The 15,763-nt window shown below is 69.5% G+C and carries 13 protein-coding genes; 6 read left to right on the top strand and 7 right to left on the bottom strand.

What is annotated here, in order from left to right; translation table 11 throughout:
- Position 1 precedes the first annotated feature (1 nt).
- Positions 2 to 511, top strand: a complete 510-nt coding sequence (locus ABJF88_01420) for a DUF6174 domain-containing protein (GenBank protein MEP0545569.1) — start codon at positions 2 to 4, stop codon at positions 509 to 511.
- Between the two features lie 92 nt (positions 512 to 603).
- The gene (locus ABJF88_01415; protein ID MEP0545568.1) at positions 604 to 975 is read left to right on the top strand and encodes an FxLYD domain-containing protein; all 372 of its coding nucleotides are present in this window, start codon (positions 604 to 606) and stop codon (positions 973 to 975) included.
- A 19-nt stretch (positions 976 to 994) separates the two neighbouring features.
- Here ABJF88_01415 and ABJF88_01410 read toward each other — a convergent pair whose 3' ends face one another.
- The 3 genes from ABJF88_01410 to ABJF88_01400 all read right to left on the bottom strand — a co-directional run bounded on the left by ABJF88_01410 (position 995) and on the right by ABJF88_01400 (position 5,412).
- Positions 995 to 1,744 (bottom strand): response regulator, encoded by a 750-nt coding sequence (locus tag ABJF88_01410; GenBank protein MEP0545567.1) that lies wholly within the window; start codon positions 1,742 to 1,744, stop codon positions 995 to 997.
- A gap of 107 nt (positions 1,745 to 1,851) precedes the next feature.
- Complete coding sequence (locus tag ABJF88_01405) at positions 1,852 to 2,241, bottom strand: response regulator (protein MEP0545566.1); 390 nt, start codon at positions 2,239 to 2,241, stop codon at positions 1,852 to 1,854.
- Positions 2,242 to 2,277: 36 nt separating this feature from the next.
- The gene (locus tag ABJF88_01400) at positions 2,278 to 5,412 is read right to left on the bottom strand and encodes an ATP-binding protein (GenBank protein ID MEP0545565.1); all 3,135 of its coding nucleotides are present in this window, start codon (positions 5,410 to 5,412) and stop codon (positions 2,278 to 2,280) included.
- A gap of 459 nt (positions 5,413 to 5,871) precedes the next feature.
- Between ABJF88_01400 and ABJF88_01395 the strand changes: the two genes are divergently transcribed.
- Positions 5,872 to 6,204, top strand: coding sequence for an arsenosugar biosynthesis-associated peroxidase-like protein (locus ABJF88_01395; GenBank protein ID MEP0545564.1), 333 nt, complete (start codon positions 5,872 to 5,874; stop codon positions 6,202 to 6,204).
- A gap of 104 nt (positions 6,205 to 6,308) precedes the next feature.
- The gene (gene arsS, locus ABJF88_01390; protein ID MEP0545563.1) at positions 6,309 to 7,448 is read left to right on the top strand and encodes an arsenosugar biosynthesis radical SAM (seleno)protein ArsS; all 1,140 of its coding nucleotides are present in this window, start codon (positions 6,309 to 6,311) and stop codon (positions 7,446 to 7,448) included.
- A gap of 19 nt (positions 7,449 to 7,467) precedes the next feature.
- On the opposite strand, the gene ABJF88_01385 is transcribed toward arsS, so the two are convergent.
- Positions 7,468 to 7,821 carry a hypothetical protein gene (locus ABJF88_01385; protein ID MEP0545562.1) on the bottom strand — a complete coding sequence of 118 codons (354 nt, stop codon included), beginning with the start codon at positions 7,819 to 7,821 and terminating at the stop codon, positions 7,468 to 7,470.
- A 226-nt stretch (positions 7,822 to 8,047) separates the two neighbouring features.
- Between ABJF88_01385 and ABJF88_01380 the strand changes: the two genes are divergently transcribed.
- Together ABJF88_01380 and ABJF88_01375 are read left to right on the top strand one after the other, a co-directional pair.
- Complete coding sequence (locus ABJF88_01380) at positions 8,048 to 10,663, top strand: protein kinase (protein MEP0545561.1); 2,616 nt, start codon at positions 8,048 to 8,050, stop codon at positions 10,661 to 10,663.
- Between the two features lie 37 nt (positions 10,664 to 10,700).
- On the top strand, positions 10,701 to 11,015 hold the full coding sequence (locus tag ABJF88_01375) for a hypothetical protein (GenBank protein MEP0545560.1): 315 nt from the start codon (positions 10,701 to 10,703) through the stop codon (positions 11,013 to 11,015).
- 96 nt (positions 11,016 to 11,111) lie between these two features.
- On the opposite strand, the gene ABJF88_01370 is transcribed toward ABJF88_01375, so the two are convergent.
- From ABJF88_01370 to ABJF88_01360, 3 genes are read right to left on the bottom strand one after another with little or no spacing between them, the layout of a single operon-like run.
- Positions 11,112 to 13,121 carry a CHAT domain-containing protein gene (locus ABJF88_01370; GenBank protein ID MEP0545559.1) on the bottom strand — a complete coding sequence of 670 codons (2,010 nt, stop codon included), beginning with the start codon at positions 13,119 to 13,121 and terminating at the stop codon, positions 11,112 to 11,114.
- A 28-nt stretch (positions 13,122 to 13,149) separates the two neighbouring features.
- A complete protein-coding gene (locus ABJF88_01365; GenBank protein ID MEP0545558.1) occupies positions 13,150 to 14,067 on the bottom strand; it encodes a hypothetical protein in 918 nt (305 codons plus the stop codon).
- A 35-nt stretch (positions 14,068 to 14,102) separates the two neighbouring features.
- Complete coding sequence (locus ABJF88_01360) at positions 14,103 to 15,761, bottom strand: CHAT domain-containing protein (protein MEP0545557.1); 1,659 nt, start codon at positions 15,759 to 15,761, stop codon at positions 14,103 to 14,105.
- Between the last annotated feature and the right edge of the window lie 2 nt (positions 15,762 to 15,763).

Here is a 15,763-nt window from a genome sequence, read left to right as displayed (position 1 = left end):
CATGCCCCGCTCCGCGCTCCTCATCGCCGTCCTCGCGCTCGCCGCGTGCTCCTCGCCCCGGCCCGACGCCGTGCCCGTCCGCGCCGACTCCCTCCACGCTGAGCCCGCATCGCCCGGCGCACTCGACGACGGCCCGCAGGCCCTCGCCACGAGTCGGGCGAAGTGGGAGATGCAGCGCCCCGGCGACTACCGCTTCACGTACACCCGGAGCTGCTTCTGCCCGCCGCAGTATCGCGGCCCGTTCGACGTGACCGTGCGCAGCGGCGCGGTCGCGGACGTGGCGTACCGAGGCGAGGGCGAGCCCATCGACCGACCGCTCACGGAGTACCAGACGGTGGACGACCTCTTCGCGCTCATCGCCGAGGCGTTCGCGCGCGACGCCGCCCGCGTGGACGCGACGTACGACCCCGCCACCGGACAGCCGACCGAGGTCTACATCGACTACGACGAGCAGATGGCCGACGAAGAGGTCGGCTTCACTATCGAGCCGGTCCGGCCGGTGGACGGCTGATCCGAAGAGCTTTCGGCGAAGAGGCGCGCGTGGCGGCACGGCGCGGCTCGCCCGCCCGTTGTGTCTCTTTGCACGAACCAACCCGAACGATGATGGCGACGAACTGGAAGCCCCGCGCGCAAGCCCTCGCCCTGATGGTCCTGATCGCCGCCGTCGCGGTGGGCTGCGGGGAAGCACCCGTCCCGCTCGACGCCGAGGTCGAGGGGTTCCGGCTGGTCCGCGAGGAGGACGGGAAGCAGGTCGTCACCGGCACGCTCTTCAACCCGACGGAGCGGCCGATCTCGAGCGCGACCGTCGAAGTCGCGCTCTACGACCAGCCCGTCGAGCCGGGCGTGGAGCCCGTCGAGACGATGAAGCTCGACGTGCGGGACGTGGCGCCGGGCGAGCGGAAGGCGTTCCGGCAGACGGTAGATACGCGGCTGCGGCTGAGCGGCGCGCGCGTCCGGCAGATCCTCGTGTTTTAGAGCCGCTCGGCGCGGCCGCTCAGGCGGTGGACATGAGGACGTCGAACACCTTGCTCACGACGGTGCCGATCTCCGTGGGCTTGGTGAGGTAGCCGCAGATGTCGAGGCTGAGCGCCTCCAAGACGATGTCGATCGCGTCATGGGAGGTGAGCACGACGACGGGGATGTGGGAGGTGGAGGTGCCGTTGCGGAGGTGCCGCATCACCTCGGTGCCATTCATCTCCGGCATCTCGAGGTCGAGCAGCATTACGTCGGGCTTGTGCTTGCGGGCGCAAGCTATCGCTTCGGTGCCGTTCGCTGCCGTGACCACGAGGAAACCCTCCTGCTCCAGGTAGAGGGAGAGCATGTCGCGGATGGCCGGGTCGTCGTCGGCGACGAGGATCAAGGCCTCCTGCCGGTGGGCCGGGTGTGACGCAGGCGGCACCGACTCGGTAAGCGTAGGCGGCTCCTGAGCCTTGGCTGTCATAGCGGTCATGAGCGCGTCCAAGCGCTCGGTCCAGTCCTCGGTGAGGGGCGCGGAGTCCGATCGGAAGGAGGAGAGGGCGATGTCGAGGGCGCGGGCGGCTTCGCCGAGCTGGCTGAAGCCGTACATACCCGCGGAGCCACGAAGCTGGTGGGTTTGTTTGTGGAGCGTGTGGAGCGCGGCATCGTCGCCGCCTCGGGCGAGGTCCCACAGCATTTCCATTTCGGTGAGCCGGCTTGGCAGGCGGCGGGCGTAGTCGCTCGTCTGGGCGACGGCCGCGTTGGAGGGCAGGTGGTATTCAGTCATGACGGTGGGGGTCGGGTGGTAGAGGGCAACCGGAGGGGAGGGCGGGGACTCAGCGGCGAGTATTCGATCACGTGCCGGTCAGCGAACGCGACCAACACGGCCGTGGGTCAGGCGTAACAGCGCTCCCAAATGGCGCGCACCTGCTCGGGTAGGGTGAGGGGGTCGAAGGGTTTCTGGATGACCTCGGCGATGCCGAGCGCGAGGTACTGCTCGACCTCGGACTGCTGCGTCTTCGCGGTGAGGAAGACGACGGGGATGCCGGCCAGCTCCGGCCGCGCGCGGAGCGCGTTGAGAGTGGCGGGGCCATCCATCTCCGGCATCATCACGTCGAGGAGGAGGAGGTCCGGGGCGAAGTCGGGCAGGTGCTCGAGGGCCTCGCGGCCGTTGTCGACGAGGCGCACGGTGTAGCCGCCGACGAACTCCAGCGACATCCGAATGATGGCCTGGATGTCCGGATCGTCTTCGGCGCAGAGGATTTTGGTGAGGGCAGCGGGCATGGGAGAAGGCGTGGGGTGGGAGGCAGCAGGGGGAACTCAGGCGGTGGCTCCGCGCGGGAGCGCACCGGCATCGGGCACCGTGTAGCGGCCGACGGCGTCGCGGATGATCCGGAGGAACTCGGCGTCATCGGTCCGGCCCTTGACGATCGCACCGTAGGGACGTAGCCCCTCCACCTCGCCGGGCTCACGGGCGGAATAGATCACGGTGGGGGGGAGGGGGAGGGCGGTGCCGAGGAGGTCTAGGCCGTCCCCGTCGGGGAGGCCGAGGTCGAGGAGGAGGAGGTCGAAGCGCTCGGCGGCGAGGAGGGCGCGTGCGGCGGCGAGCGTCGGCGCGGGCGTGACCTCGCCGAGGCCGGCCAGCATGTGGGCCGTCACGGCGGCGCAATCGGCGTCGTCCTCGACGTGGAGGATGCGGGGAGCCGGGACGCTACGCAACGCCTGGCGCACGGAGTCCACGAGCCGCTTCCTGCGGAACGGCTTGTCGAGCCAGTCGACGAGCGGGATCGCGGTGCCTTCGAGCGCGCGCCGGCGGATGTCCGCCTCGACGGACACGACGACGACGGGGAGCGTCGGGGTCTGGGCCCGGACCTCGCTCAGGAGGGTGAGTCCGTCCCCGTCGGGGAGGCGGAGGTCGAGGGTGAGGGCGGCGTAGCGGCGTTCGGCGAGGCAGCCGCGGGCGGCCTCGATGGTGCCGGCCGTGTCGACTAGGAATCCGTCCTGCCGCAGGATCATGCTCATGAGGTGGGCGGCACCCGTGTCGTCCTCGACGACGAGGATGCGGGCCCACGTCGGCTCCTCGCCGGGCGACTGCCGGGCCTCGGCCGGGAGGTCGATGTGGAACGTGGTACCGACACCGATCTCCGTCTCGAACCCGATGCGGCCACCGTGAAGCTCCACGAGCGACTTCGCGATGTTCAAGCCGAGGCCGGTCCCTTCCTTGTTCCGGGTGGAGGAGCTGTCGGCCTGCGCGAACGGGTCGAAGAGACGGCTGTGGAACGCGGCGGGGATACCTGGCCCGTGGTCCGTCACTTCGATGCGTACGCCGCCATTCGTGGCCCGAGCGGTCACCGCGACCTCGCCCTGCGCCGGCGAGAACTTCATGGCGTTCGAGAGGAGGTTCGCCATGACCTGCATGAAGCGGTCGCTGTCGGCGCGGACCTCGACGTCGGGGACCGGGTGGAGCACGAGTTGCACTTCGCGGCGCTCGCCGTAGCCCGCGTTCGCCTCGACGGCGGAGGCGAGGAGGTCCGCCAGCGCGTGCGGCTCCAGTTGCAGCCGGAGCCCGCCCGCCTCGACCTTCTGCACGTCGAGGATGTCGTTGATGAGGCGGACGAGGCGGTCGGAGTTGCGCTGGGCGATGTCGAGCATGCCCTGGACCGGAGCGGAGACGGCCCCGGCCGTCTGCGACGCAATCAGCCGGAGGGAGCCGGCGATAGAGGTTAGCGGCGTTCGCAGCTCGTGGCTTACGATCGAGATGAATTCGTTCTTGAGCTGCTCGTTCTTCTTCTCCTCCGTCACGTCCTGCACGGTGCCGATCGCGGTGAAGCCGCCGCGCTCGTCGAGGACGGTCCGGCTGAGGCACCGGACATAGCGGAGCGACCCGTCTTCCGCCGGGATGCGGTACTCGAAGGCTGGCCGCGTGGGGATCCCGGCCTCTTCGGGCGGGGTGTTGAGGACGGTCTCGAATTCAAACTCGACGAGGGGCCGGTCCTCAGGGTGCGCGCCCCGGACGGCGGCGGCGGCGAGGTCCGCGGGCGGATCATCCGGGTCGAGACCGTAGAGCCGGTAGAGCTCGTCGGACCACGCGTGGGCGCCCGTCTGGAGATCCCACTCCCAGCTCCCGAGGTGGGCAATGCGCTGGGCGGAGGCGAGGTTCTCCTCGCTCCGCCGGAGGGCATCGCCGTTCCGTTGCTGCTCGATGGCATGGCTGAGCCAGCGGCCGAGGAGGAGGAGGAAATTCCGGTCGAGGTCGGTGAACGGGCGAGGGCGGGCAGCCGGGCTGGAGAAGTTGAGCGTGCCGTAGAGCCGGCCTCCGACCTGGATCGGCATGCCGATGTAGGCTTCCAGCCCGAACGCGTGGTAGCACGGGTGCCCGCTGTACTCGGAGCTACCCATGTGGTCGACGGCGACGAGCCCGTCCCGGTCGAGCGTGAGGCTGCAGTACGTCTGCCCGAGCGCGAACGTCTGCCCCGGGGCTAGCTCCGTCTCCGGCGCGAAGACGTGGGAGACGGTGTAGATCCCGTCCTCGACCTGGCTGAGGATCCCGATATCGAGGTCGAGCAGGCCGGTAGCGAGCCCGAGGGCCTCGTGGATCTGCTCGTCAAGGGTGCCGGATTGGTGGGAGGTGACCTGGAGGAGAAGGCGGAGGCGCTCCTCGCTCTTGCGGAGGGTCTCCTCGGCCTCTTTCTGCTCGGTCACGACGCGGAAGGTCACGGCGAACCCGTCGCCCCGCTTCACGGCCGTGTTCTGAAACCACGCCCGGATGCCGTCGTGATCGTAGAAGAACTCCGCGCTCTGAGGCTCGCCCGTCTCGACGACCTCGCAGTACATGTCGAAGAGGCCTTCGTCGCGGTTGCCGGGCAGCTCCTCCAGCAGCCGCTTCCCGATGAGGTCCGCGCTGCTGCGCCCGACGGCGGCCTCGGCCGCGGGGTTGACGAGGCGGAAGGTGAAGTCGACGACGTGGCCTTCGTCGTCGCGGACGCTGTCGAACGCCATCACGCCGTCGAGGGAGGAGGCGAGCACGCTGCCGAGGAGCTCCTCGGAGCGGCGGAGCTCGTCGGCGGCCCGCCGGCGCTCGGTCACGTCGCGGGAGTTGGTCTGGAGACGGAGGACCTCGCCGTCGTCGCCCCGGATCGTGCGCGTTCGGGTCTCGAACCAGACGTAGTCCCCGTCTCTGCGGCGGATGCGGTATTCGGCCATGCCCGATGCGGCTACGCTCGGTACCGCGCCGTCGAGCGCGGATTCACTCCGTTGCGCCTGAGCGGCCTGCTGGTCCTGAGGGTGGACCAGGGCGAGGTGGGGCGTGCCGATGAGTTCGCCGGGGTCGTAGCCGAGGAGGTCCCGGCACGACGGGCTGACCCAGAGATAGGTGCCGTCGGGCTCGTGGAGGCAGACGAGGTCCTGGATCGTCTCGCTCAGGAGACGGCTCGCCTCTTCGCTGCTGATGGTCACGGGGGAGGGGGGAAGCAAGGGAGGAGGCGGAATGAATGCAGTTATCGGCGAGCCAGGGGCTTTCGAAGGGCGACGGGTACGTAACGGCATGAGGCTGCCGCAGGGAGTGCGGAACGAGCGTCCTCCGACAAGGAGCCCGCCGATTCGAGGGACCTTGCCTACGTGTCTCGACAAGCCCCGGAATAGGAACGCGAGCATTCCGAATGCCCTAGGAAACTCGGCGATCGAGCGCCGCGCAGGGCGGAGGGGGAGCGGGCGGTGCCTTCGCGCGTCGGGATTGTTTTCCGGCTACCGAAACCCGTTCCGCTGCCCGGTCTTACACGGAGGCGGGGCAGCGGAACGGCGAATGTGGTGCTTTATTGAGAAAGGCCGCGGAACCTCCACGACGCTTGTTGCGACAAAGGCCCTCCCGCATCCGCCGGCTTCCGGCCGGCCGTACCCGCCCTCAACGGACCCCTCATGGACACCTACTACAAGCCCGCGCACCTCGCCAAATTCGGCGACATCGCTGAAGGCAGCCAGCCGCTCGCCGATGCGTTCTTCAGCTACTACGGCAAGGTGTTCGAGGACGGTGCGCTCTCGGCCCGCGAGAAGGCGCTGATCGCGCTCGCCGTCGCCCACACCGTGCAGTGCCCGTACTGCATCGACGCTTACACGTCGGAATCGCTCGAAAAAGGTGCGGACCTGGAGCAGATGACGGAGGCCGTCCACGTCGCTACGGCGATTCGCGGCGGGGCCTCGCTCGTGCACGGCGTGCAGATGCTGGAGCACGCGAAGGCGAAGATGATGTAGCCGCGCGTAGGTTGTGAGCAACGGCCGGACACCGATTGGCCTGTCTGCGCTCGCCGCTCGGCCCGATCTTCCCCGATCCCCTTATTCCACCCCCACCTTCTCCCATGAGCATCGCCGACACCGGCTTCATCGACCTGACCGTTCTCAGCCGCGAGCTGATGCTGGACTCGCCCGAGACCGGCCCGAAGCGGACGACGAGCCTCCACGCCCGCCGCACGCCCCTCGCTGAGCCCGCCGAGCAGTTCCACGCGCTCGACGCCGTCGCGCTCACCGGCGGGCCGACCGGCACCGGCGACTTCGACGCCGACCTCGCCGCGAGCGGGTGGCCCACGCTCACGCCCGCCGCTCTGGAGATCTTCCAGATCAACATCGGCAAGCTCTGCAACATGACGTGCCGGCACTGCCACGTTGATTCGGGACCGGACCGCACCGACGAGAACATGGACCGCGCCACCGTCGACGCCTGCCTCCGGGCGATCGACGCGAGCGGGGCGCACACCGTCGACCTCACGGGCGGCGCGCCGGAGCTCAACCCGCACTTCGAGTACCTCGTCGACGAGTGTGTGGCGCGCGGGCTCCACGTCATCGACCGGTGCAACCTCACAATCCTGCTCGTCCGCCGCTACCAGCACCTCCCCGAATGGATGGCGGAGCGCGGCGTCGAGGTCGCGTGCTCGCTCCCGCACTACCGCAAGCTCGGCACCGACGCGCAGCGCGGCGACGGGACCTACGTCAAGTCCATCGAAGCGCTCCGCCGGCTCAACGCGGCGGGCTACGGACAGGGCGACCCCGACCGCGTGCTCACGCTCGTCACGAACCCCGTCGGCGCGTTCCTCGCGGGCAGCCAGGGCTCGCTGGAGGAGGAGTGGAAGGCGGCGCTCGCGAAGAACCACGGCGTGTCGTTCGACCGGCTCTTCGCGCTCAACAACATGCCGATGTCGCGCTACCTCGAGTGGCTGCTGGAGAAGGGGATGACGGAGGCGTATATGGAGCGCCTCGTCAACGCGTTCAACCCCGCCACGATTGACGGGCTGATGTGCCGGAACACGATCTCGGTGAGCTGGGACGGCCGCGTCTACGACTGCGACTTCAACCAGCAGCTGGAGATGGACGCGGCCGTGCCGTTCGCCCACGTCGCCGACTTCGACCTCGACGCGTGGCAGGCGCGGCAGATCCTCACGGCCCGCCACTGCTACGGCTGCACCGCCGGCGCCGGCTCCTCCTGCGGCGGCGCGACGACCTGACGCGCGAACCAGCGCGGCGTCACTCCTCGCCGACCTCGATGTGGTAAATGCGGTCTTCGAGTTCGTCGGCGACGCCGGTGAGCTGTTCGTCGGAGAGGCTCTTGAGCACGCGGCGCGTGGCGGTCTTGAGCGCACGGAGCGTCGTCGCGGCGGCGAGGTCGATCACTTTAATGAGCAGGGCGTTGAGCCCGAACAGCCGCGCCGGCCCGTGGAAGTGCGCGTCGATGCCGGTCTGGACGAACCGGATGATGAGGTCGTCCACGCGGTCGATTTTCTCATCGCGGGGCGCGTCGGAGCGGAGGAGGGCGGCGACCGTTTCGGCCTCGGTGGCGAGGTCGTCGGAGATGGGCGTGCCGAGGAGGTGACGAGTCATGGGAGCCGGGGAGTAGGGGCAAGGTGGAAGCGGGGTGAGCGCCGCCTGTTCCCGCACGAGCACACCGCCGCCGCGCCTATCTTGCGATTTCTTCCCGCTCTCTGACTCCGTCCTGCCCGCCGGGTCGTCCGACGGCAACGCGCGACGGGGCGAGCACGGAAGGCGTGGGGCCGGCGCCTCGCCGATCCATGCCGCGCCCCGCTACGAGTCCACCCCCGGCTCTCCCATGTCTGCACTCGACCACCCGACGCAGCCCGACGACGCCGAGCAGGCCGCCGCGACGCGGGATCCGTACGGGTTGGCCGGGCGGACGGTCTCGCACTACGCCGTCTCGCACGCGATCGGGCGCGGCGGGATGGGCGTGGTCTACCGCGCCGAAGACGTCCGACTCCGCCGGCCCGTCGCGCTGAAGTTCCTGCCGCCGCTCCTCCACGGTGACGCCGATGCGGCCGAGCGGCTCCGCGCCGAAGCGCGGGCGGCGTCCGCCCTCGACCACCCCAACATCTGCACGGTCCACGACGTCGGCGAGACCGAAGACGGGCTGCTGTTCATCGCGATGGCGTTCGTCCCCGGCGAGACGCTCCACCGCCGGATCGAGCGGGGGCCGCTGGCCCCAAGCGAAGCGCTCGATCTCGCCGTCCAGCTCGCGCGGGCGCTCGCGCGGGCGCACACCGCCGGGATCGTCCACCGCGACGTGAAGCCGGCCAACGTCCTCGTCACGCCCGAGGGCGTCGTGAAGCTCGTCGACTTCGGCGTGGCGAAGGTGGCGGACGTCCATCTCACGAAGGGGGGCGCGACCGTCGGCACCGTCGCCTACATGAGCCCGGAGCAGGCGCGCGGCGACGCCGTTGATGCCCGAGCCGACGTGTGGGCGCTCGGCGTCGTGCTCTACGAGATGCTCAGCGGGGCGCGGCCGTTTCGCGGGGCCTACGAGCAGGCCGTCGTCTACAGCCTGCTCAACGAGGAGCCGCCACCCCTCGCCGCCGCGGTGCCGGAGGCGCTCGCTCGCGTCGTGGCCCGCTGCCTCGAAAAGGACCCGGCGGCGCGCTATCCCGACGGGCAGGCCGTCCTCGCCGACCTCGAAGCGGTGCAGCGGGGCGGGGCCGTCGCGACGCGTCGGCGATTCCATTTCCCGGCGTGGGCGGGCGTGGGAGTGCTCGCGCTCGTCACCCTCATCGCGGCGTTCGTGTGGTTCGGGTCGGGATCGAGCGAGGACGGTGCCGAGGCGCGGGACGTCGCCGTGCTGCCGTTCGCCAACATCGGGGGCGACCCCGCCAACCAGGCGTTTATCGACGGGCTGGCCTATACGATTGGGGCGACGCTGAGTGGGATGGAGCAGTTCGCCGACCGGCTCTCCGTCCTTCCCACGGCTGAGGCGCTAGCGGCCAAGGTGAGTACGCCGAGTGAGGCGGCGCGTACGCTCGGGGCGAATCTCGTGGTGAGCGGGAGCGTGCAGCGCGCCGCCGAGCGGGTCCGCCTCACGCTCGACCTCTACGACGCCGACGCGGGCCGCCGACTCGGCAGCCGCATCCTCGACAAGTCGATGGCAGACGTGCTGGCGCTGCAGGACAGCGTCGCGCTCATCCTCGCCGCGCTCCTCGACCTCGAACTAAGCACGGCGGCCGAGCGCGCGCTCCGGGCCGGCGGAACCTCGGACCCCGGCGCGTTCGACTACTACACCCAGGCCCGCGGCTACCTCCAGCGCTACGAGGACGAACGGAACATCGACAGTGCGGTCCGGCTGTTCCGACGGGCCATCGAAGCCGACAGCAGCTACGCGCTCGCGTGGGCTGGGCTGGGCGAGGCCTACTGGCGTCGCTACGAGGCGACCCGCGATCCGCAGTGGGTGGAGCGAGCGTCGGAGGCCGGTGAGCGGGCCGCTGCGCTCGGGGGCGACCTCGCGCCGGTCCGCGTCACACTCGGCATCGTGTACAAAGGCACGGGACGCTACGAGGCGGCCGAGCGCGAACTGCGCCGTGCCCTCGCGCTCGACTCCACGAACGCCGAGGCGCACCGCCACCTCGCGGCCACCTACTACTACCTCGGCCGCCCCGAAGACGCCGAAGCGGCGTACCGCAAAGCCATCGCGCTCAAGCCGGGGTACTGGGCGTTTTACAACAGCCTCGGCTTCTTCTACCACGTGCAAGGCCGCCACGAGGAGGCGCTGTCGGTCTACCGTCGCGTGGTCGAGCTCCGGCCGGACAACCCGTGGGGCTACAACAATGTCGGTGCTCAGTATCACAACCTCGGCCGGCTCGACTCGGCGGTGGTGTGGTACCGGCGGGCCGCCGAGGTCAACCCTTCCGCGACCGGCCCGACGGCGAGCGCGTACAAAAACATCGGGCAGATCCACGCGCGGAACCGGGACTACGCGCAGGCGGCGCGGATGCACGAGCGCGCGCTTGCCATCGACAGCACGGATGCGGAGACGTGGGCGTACCTGGCAGAGGCCTACTTCCGAGACGGCGAGGAGGCCCGTGCCCGTGCGGCTTGGCGCCGCATGATTGCCCTGGACAGCCAGACCCTCCGCGTGAACCCGAACGACGAAAACGCCCTCGTCGGATTGGCCGTCAGCCACGCGCGAATTGGGCAGGCGGACAGTGCCCGCGTGGCGCTGCAGCGCCTCGCCGGACTCGCCCAGGTGCGTCCCGGCGTCCTCCACGACATGGCGGTCGTCTACGAAATAGTAGGCGATCGGGAGCGGGCGTTAGAATATATTGAACAGGGGCTTAGGCAGGGGCTTCAGCGTGCGGATGTCGAAGCCTCTCCCGACCTCGACGCGCTGAGGTCCGACCCTCGTTATCGAGAGTTGCTGCAAGCCCTGTCCGCGTCGCAGGGTTAACGCAGACATCCTGTTCCTCTCACTTTTCAGAGCTGCTATGACCGAGATCACCGTGCGCATCGATAGCGACGGCAGATGCACACCGTCTACGCTGAACCTCAATACAGGGGACGCTGTGACGTTCAGCGTCGAGGCCGATACGGTGCTCTGCGTGGCCCCGGACAAGGTGTTCGGCGCGGAGCGCTTCGAGATTCCAGCCGGTGAGAGTCGGCGCCTGAACGTGCAGGCTACGGAGTCTTCGCCGCTCGATTTCGTCGCGCGCATCGGGGACCTCGCGGCACCGTGCCGGGGCGGCGACCGAGACCGAACGAGCGGCGGCGGCGGCGGCAGCGTCGGCGGCGGCCTCGACTGAGATCCGGGTTCGGAACGGCGCGCTCACGGGACGACGAAGCCGCAGCGGCTGATAGGGGAGTGGCCTCGATGGAGCGGGCGGCCCCCGAACGGCACGCTACCGGACAGCGTCCCGAATCGTGAACCGCTGCTCGGGCGGCGACTCCGCCACTACAAACGTCCCCAGCACGAGCCCCGTCTCCCACTCCTTCAGGCGCCATACGTGCCTCGCGAACGAGGGCTGCGTGATATCCGCCCCGGGTTCTATCCCTCCGTAGGGACGTTCTGCTCCTTGATGATCGACCCACACCATATCCACCCGAGCGGATGACTGGTTGGCGAAAGTCACATCTACGGGCACGCCGCTGTCCACGGAGCGAGATGGAGGAACTGTGATCGGCATAGCGATAGCGTCGGACGGAGATTCTTCGTGGAAGGAGTAATCGTAGTTGACGGTGGCGGCTATGGTGACGGTGCCCGCCGTCCACGCCTCGACGTATACCCCGCGCCCCTCCTCGTCGTAGGTAAGGTTCACGATGTCTTCCGGCTCGGCGGACCACGTGAGCACCCAATCGGGGTACACCGTCTCCTCGCCTATCTCCTCTCCGGCCTCATTCCAAAGCCGTGCCTGGATGTAGGCGGTCTCGCCGAGAGCCATAGGCGCCACCTCCTCGATCGTGACCTCACCGATGTACTGCCATTCCGGCTCCGGCGCTGGCTCCGGCCCGCGATTAAGCCAGAAACCCAACGCTATGAAAGCGAGGAGAAGGAAGGCGATGCCAGCGCCGGCTCCCCAAAGGAACGTCTTGCTCCTCCCGCTCGCGTCGGGTGATACGGCGGCAGCGCGTGCGGGCCGGACCGGGCCGGGAGCGGGGGGCCGGGCTTCTACCGGACGCGGTGCCGGCTCGGGCTCCATGACCACTTCGACAGCGGGTTTAGGAGGCGGCGGGGCCGGGGGTGCTGCCGCGAGCGCATCGATGTCGAAGAGCCGCCCGTCGGGGGCGCGCATGTGGAGCACCGGTGTCCCCCACTCGACCGTGTAGTCCATCGCGAAGTTGACCGCCTTCCGCGCCTCGGCCACAGAAGCGTCCACCGGCAGCCCGTCGGCGACGGAGGCGTAGAACCCGCGCCCGAACTCGATCGCGGCGCGGTCGGTGATCTCGTACTGCATCGCGACGACGGCGGGGATGCCCTTACGGATGAGCACGCTCGCCGTACTGGAGAAGATGTCGTCGGTGCTGGCCGTCGCGCCCTGGCAGGCGTTGAGGACGACGAGGCGGAGGTCGCGGTGGTCGGCGAGGAGTTGGCCGATCTTCGTAGCGGGGAGCGGGTCGGTTCGGGTCGGCGGCGGCGCGTCGTTCCCCGCCGCGATCCCCGTCTGCCGGTCCTCCTTCGCGAACGCGAGCACGCCCTCGTTGATGGACGGGTCGAAGCCGCCGTGGCCGACGAAGTGGAAGATGTGCCACGGCCCCTGCCGCATCGCCCGCTGGAGCTCCTGCCACGTCTGCCCCTCCAGCCACGTCAGCCGAACGAGGCCCCGCGCTTCGAGCCCCGCGAGTGCCTCGCTCATCCGTTGCTTCTCACGCCCGACGTTGAGCTGGGGCTTGTCGTCGGGGGCGGCGACCATCCCGAGGATCTGGAGCGGGGGCGTAATTCGGATCGGCGCGACGGGCCGGTCGAGCGCGAGGTAGCGGACGATCGGCGTCTCGTTCGAGAGGCAGACGAAGTCGCCGGCGGCTTCGTCGTAGAGGAACTCCCACGGGAGCGCAGCGAGGTCGGGGGCCTCGATGCGGAGGCGGAGGCGGAGCCCCTTCCCGCTCGCGGCGGCTTTGTTGCGGCTGCGCTGGTAGCACGCCCGCACGTCGTCCGGGAGCACGGTGTCGAAGAGGACCTGCCCGAAGTCCTTCACCGAGAGCTGCTCCTGCGGCTGCACGAGCGCCCGCCGTGTGGACTTCGACTGGAGGAGCGCGATCTGGAGGTTCTGGAGGTGGCTCTTCAGCGTGCCCTCGTCGAAGGGGAGCACCATCGTCGCCGTCGGCCGCTCGGCGTCGGGCGCGTCGATGACGTGGACGGGGTAGCGCCCGTCGTCACCGGGTGTGATGCGGATCTCGAAGTCGAGGTAATCCATAATGGGTGCTTGGGAATGGGAAGAGCGATCAGCCTCCGCAAGAGGGGGCTTCCACGATGAACTCCGGCGTGCTCACGGTTCCCCCGGACGTCACGACGTCGAGCCGCATCTTGATCGGGGCGAGGAAACCGGTGGACGTCCCATCGTAAATGGACTGGAGCTCGAAGCTCACCGCGTCGTCCCCCATGATGCGGAAGGGCGGAGCGAGGGGGCGGGCTACGGACTCGGTGCTCTGCCCGCCGCCGGCTTCGAATTCGCATTTGAAGTCGACCTCGTGCACGTAGTCGACCTCGGGCTCGAACGGGCCCGACGTGCCGGGGGGGCCGCCGGCGGCCTCGCCGAAGTCGAAGAGGCGGTGGTGGACGATCTCCGTCACGAACACGGCGCGCTCGCCGGGGTTGCTCAGGACGAAGGTGAACACGAGCGGGTCGGGGCCGCCGACCGTGCAGTCCCGCCCGAGCGCGATGAGGCGGTCGCGGTCCGTGGCTCCGATCTCGTTCCACGCGGCGCGTGTCTGGGGGAGGAGTCCCTGGAGCGTGCCCTCCGGTTCGTTGTAAACGAGGGCCCTCAGGCTCGCGCGGTCGGCGACGTGGCGCATCTGCTCCGGCTGGCCGAGCCCGGTGGCGTACGTCTTCATCGCCTTCAGCGTGAGCGGCTCCGCGAGGAGCTGGTCGCACCGCGCCCACCAGCAATCGGCGCAGCCGGGCTCGGTCCCGTCCTCGCAGTCCGTGCACAGCTCGTACTTCTTCGACTTCGAGAAGTAGCGGAGATCGCGGTCGCTCTGCCAGTCGCTATGCGTCGTTTCGACATAGGTCGAGCGCTCCGACAGGCTGAACTGGACGAGCGTCGGGGCTTGAGCGAAGGCACTCGGAGCAGAGCCAGCTACGATGAGAGCGACAGAAGCAAGCGCGAGGAGTCGTCTACGCAAGGAGAGAGCAGTCAGCATGAGGGGAGTAAAGTGAGAGGGCGGGGTTCGATCTATCAGGGAGCACGAACGGACACGCGGGCGCTGTCGCGGTGCTCCCCGATCTGACCGTAGACGGTCGCCCGCCCCGGCCCGACGGCTGAGACGACGCCGGTTTCGGAGACGCGGAGCACCGTCGAGTCGCTCGAGGACCAGGTGAGCGCGCGGTTGCGGAGCGGCTGCCCGTCGTCGCCGAGGAGCGTGACCGGCCGCCGCTCGGCGTCGAGGAGCGAGGAGCGGAACGCGAGCGAGCCGCCCACCGCGAGAGACGCCTGCGGAGGCTGGAGACCGACATCCGCGACATCGGCCGGCGTCGGAGCAGGCACTTCGACGATGGGGGGGTCATCCGGGAGCACGTCGTCCGGCTCTCCGTTGCGCGTGAGGAAGAACGCGAGGGCAGCGAGGAGCGCGACGCCGAGGAAGGCCCCGCCCCAGACGAGCCCTCGCCGCGGTCGGGCGACAGGCGGAGCAGCGGGAACGGGCACCGGGGCGGCGTCCACGGGCTCGGGCTCCGCCGGCTCGGGCTCGACGTCGAAGAGGTGGCCGTCGGGGGCGCGCATGAACAAGACGGGCGTGGCCCACTCCAGTGACGTCTGGTCTTCCCAGTAGATCGCCTGCCGTCCGAGCGAAACGGCGGCGTCGACCGGCTTCCGGTGGGCGACCTGCTCGTAGAACTTATCAGCGAAGGCGAGCGCGGCGCGGTCCGAGACCGGCACCTGCATGGCGACGACGGCGGGGACGCCCGCGAGCACGAGTGACGCCGCAACGCCGCCGAACGGGTCGCGCCCGGCCTCGTGGTTCGTCCGGCCCGTGTCGCAGGCGTTGAGGAAGACGAGCCGGAGCGAGGGCATCGCGCTGAGTGTGCCGCCGAGGAGTTCGCCCGAGAGTGGCACGGCGCGGCGCTCGTCGTCCTCCAGAAACAGCACGCCCGTACCGCCCTCGAACCCGCCGTGGCCCATGTAGTGGAGGACGTGGTACGGCTTCGTGTCTAGCGCATCGCGCAGGCTGTCGCGCGTCGCGTGTTCGAGCACGTCCACCTCCACGTTCGCGAGCGACCGAAGCACGCGCTCGATCCCTTCCTTCTCCGTCGTGAGGTCGAGCGCGTGCGTGTCCCTGGGGTTGGCGACGACGAGGAGCACGCGGAGCGTCCCTCCGAGTGGGACCGTCGTGTAGGGGCGCGGCACGTTGAGGTAGCGGACGACCGGGGTGAGCGGCGAGCGTCCGAGCGCGGTCCGCGTCCCGTCGAGGTAAAGGAGCTCCCACGGGAGCCCGGCGAGGCGCTGGATCGTCTCGTCGTCGTCGTTGAGGTTGATCTGGAGCCGGATGCGGACGCCGCTGTCACGGCCGGTGCCCCAGTTGCGGTTGAACGCGTCGCGGATGGGGCCGGGGAAAAGGGTCTCGAACAGCTCGCTCCCGATCCGCTCGGCGCGCTCCTCAGAGGGCGAAGACCCCGCGTTTATGGCGATTCTGCGCTCGACGCGGGGCTCGGCGTCTCCGGTCCCGCGCGCCGTCCCGCCGTGCTCGGCGGCGAGGAGCGCCGTGAGCTGGTAGGCGTCGAGGTCGTCGGGGAGCCGGAGGCGGGCCTCGCTCTCTCCGCTCGCCGGCGAGCTCGACGTCACCCACACCTCGTCGCCTCGGCGCACGATGCTCAGTCGGAAGTCTTTGTAGTCGGCCATGC

The organism is Rhodothermales bacterium, from assembly GCA_039944855.1.
Taxonomy (GTDB): Bacteria; Bacteroidota; Rhodothermia; order Rhodothermales; family JANQRZ01; genus JBBSMX01.
Note: the sequence above shows the minus strand (reverse complement) of the source record. Positions and strands in the feature narration are given on the sequence as shown.

Bases quoted from the DNA above. Each gene is read 5' to 3' on its own strand.
- ABJF88_01420 (MEP0545569.1), top strand. From the start codon at position 2: ATGCCCCGCTCCGCGCTCCTCATCGCCGTCCTCGCGCTCGCCGCGTGC.
- ABJF88_01415 (MEP0545568.1), top strand. From the start codon at position 604: ATGGCGACGAACTGGAAGCCCCGCGCGCAAGCCCTCGCCCTGATGGTC.
- ABJF88_01410 (MEP0545567.1), bottom strand. From the start codon at position 1,744: ATGACTGAATACCACCTGCCCTCCAACGCGGCCGTCGCCCAGACGAGC.
- ABJF88_01405 (MEP0545566.1), bottom strand. From the start codon at position 2,241: ATGCCCGCTGCCCTCACCAAAATCCTCTGCGCCGAAGACGATCCGGAC.
- ABJF88_01395 (MEP0545564.1), top strand. From the start codon at position 5,872: ATGGACACCTACTACAAGCCCGCGCACCTCGCCAAATTCGGCGACATC.
- arsS (MEP0545563.1), top strand. From the start codon at position 6,309: ATGAGCATCGCCGACACCGGCTTCATCGACCTGACCGTTCTCAGCCGC.
- ABJF88_01385 (MEP0545562.1), bottom strand. From the start codon at position 7,821: ATGACTCGTCACCTCCTCGGCACGCCCATCTCCGACGACCTCGCCACC.
- ABJF88_01380 (MEP0545561.1), top strand. From the start codon at position 8,048: ATGTCTGCACTCGACCACCCGACGCAGCCCGACGACGCCGAGCAGGCC.
- ABJF88_01375 (MEP0545560.1), top strand. From the start codon at position 10,701: ATGACCGAGATCACCGTGCGCATCGATAGCGACGGCAGATGCACACCG.
- ABJF88_01370 (MEP0545559.1), bottom strand. From the start codon at position 13,121: ATGGATTACCTCGACTTCGAGATCCGCATCACACCCGGTGACGACGGG.
- ABJF88_01365 (MEP0545558.1), bottom strand. From the start codon at position 14,067: ATGCTGACTGCTCTCTCCTTGCGTAGACGACTCCTCGCGCTTGCTTCT.
- ABJF88_01360 (MEP0545557.1), bottom strand. From the start codon at position 15,761: ATGGCCGACTACAAAGACTTCCGACTGAGCATCGTGCGCCGAGGCGAC.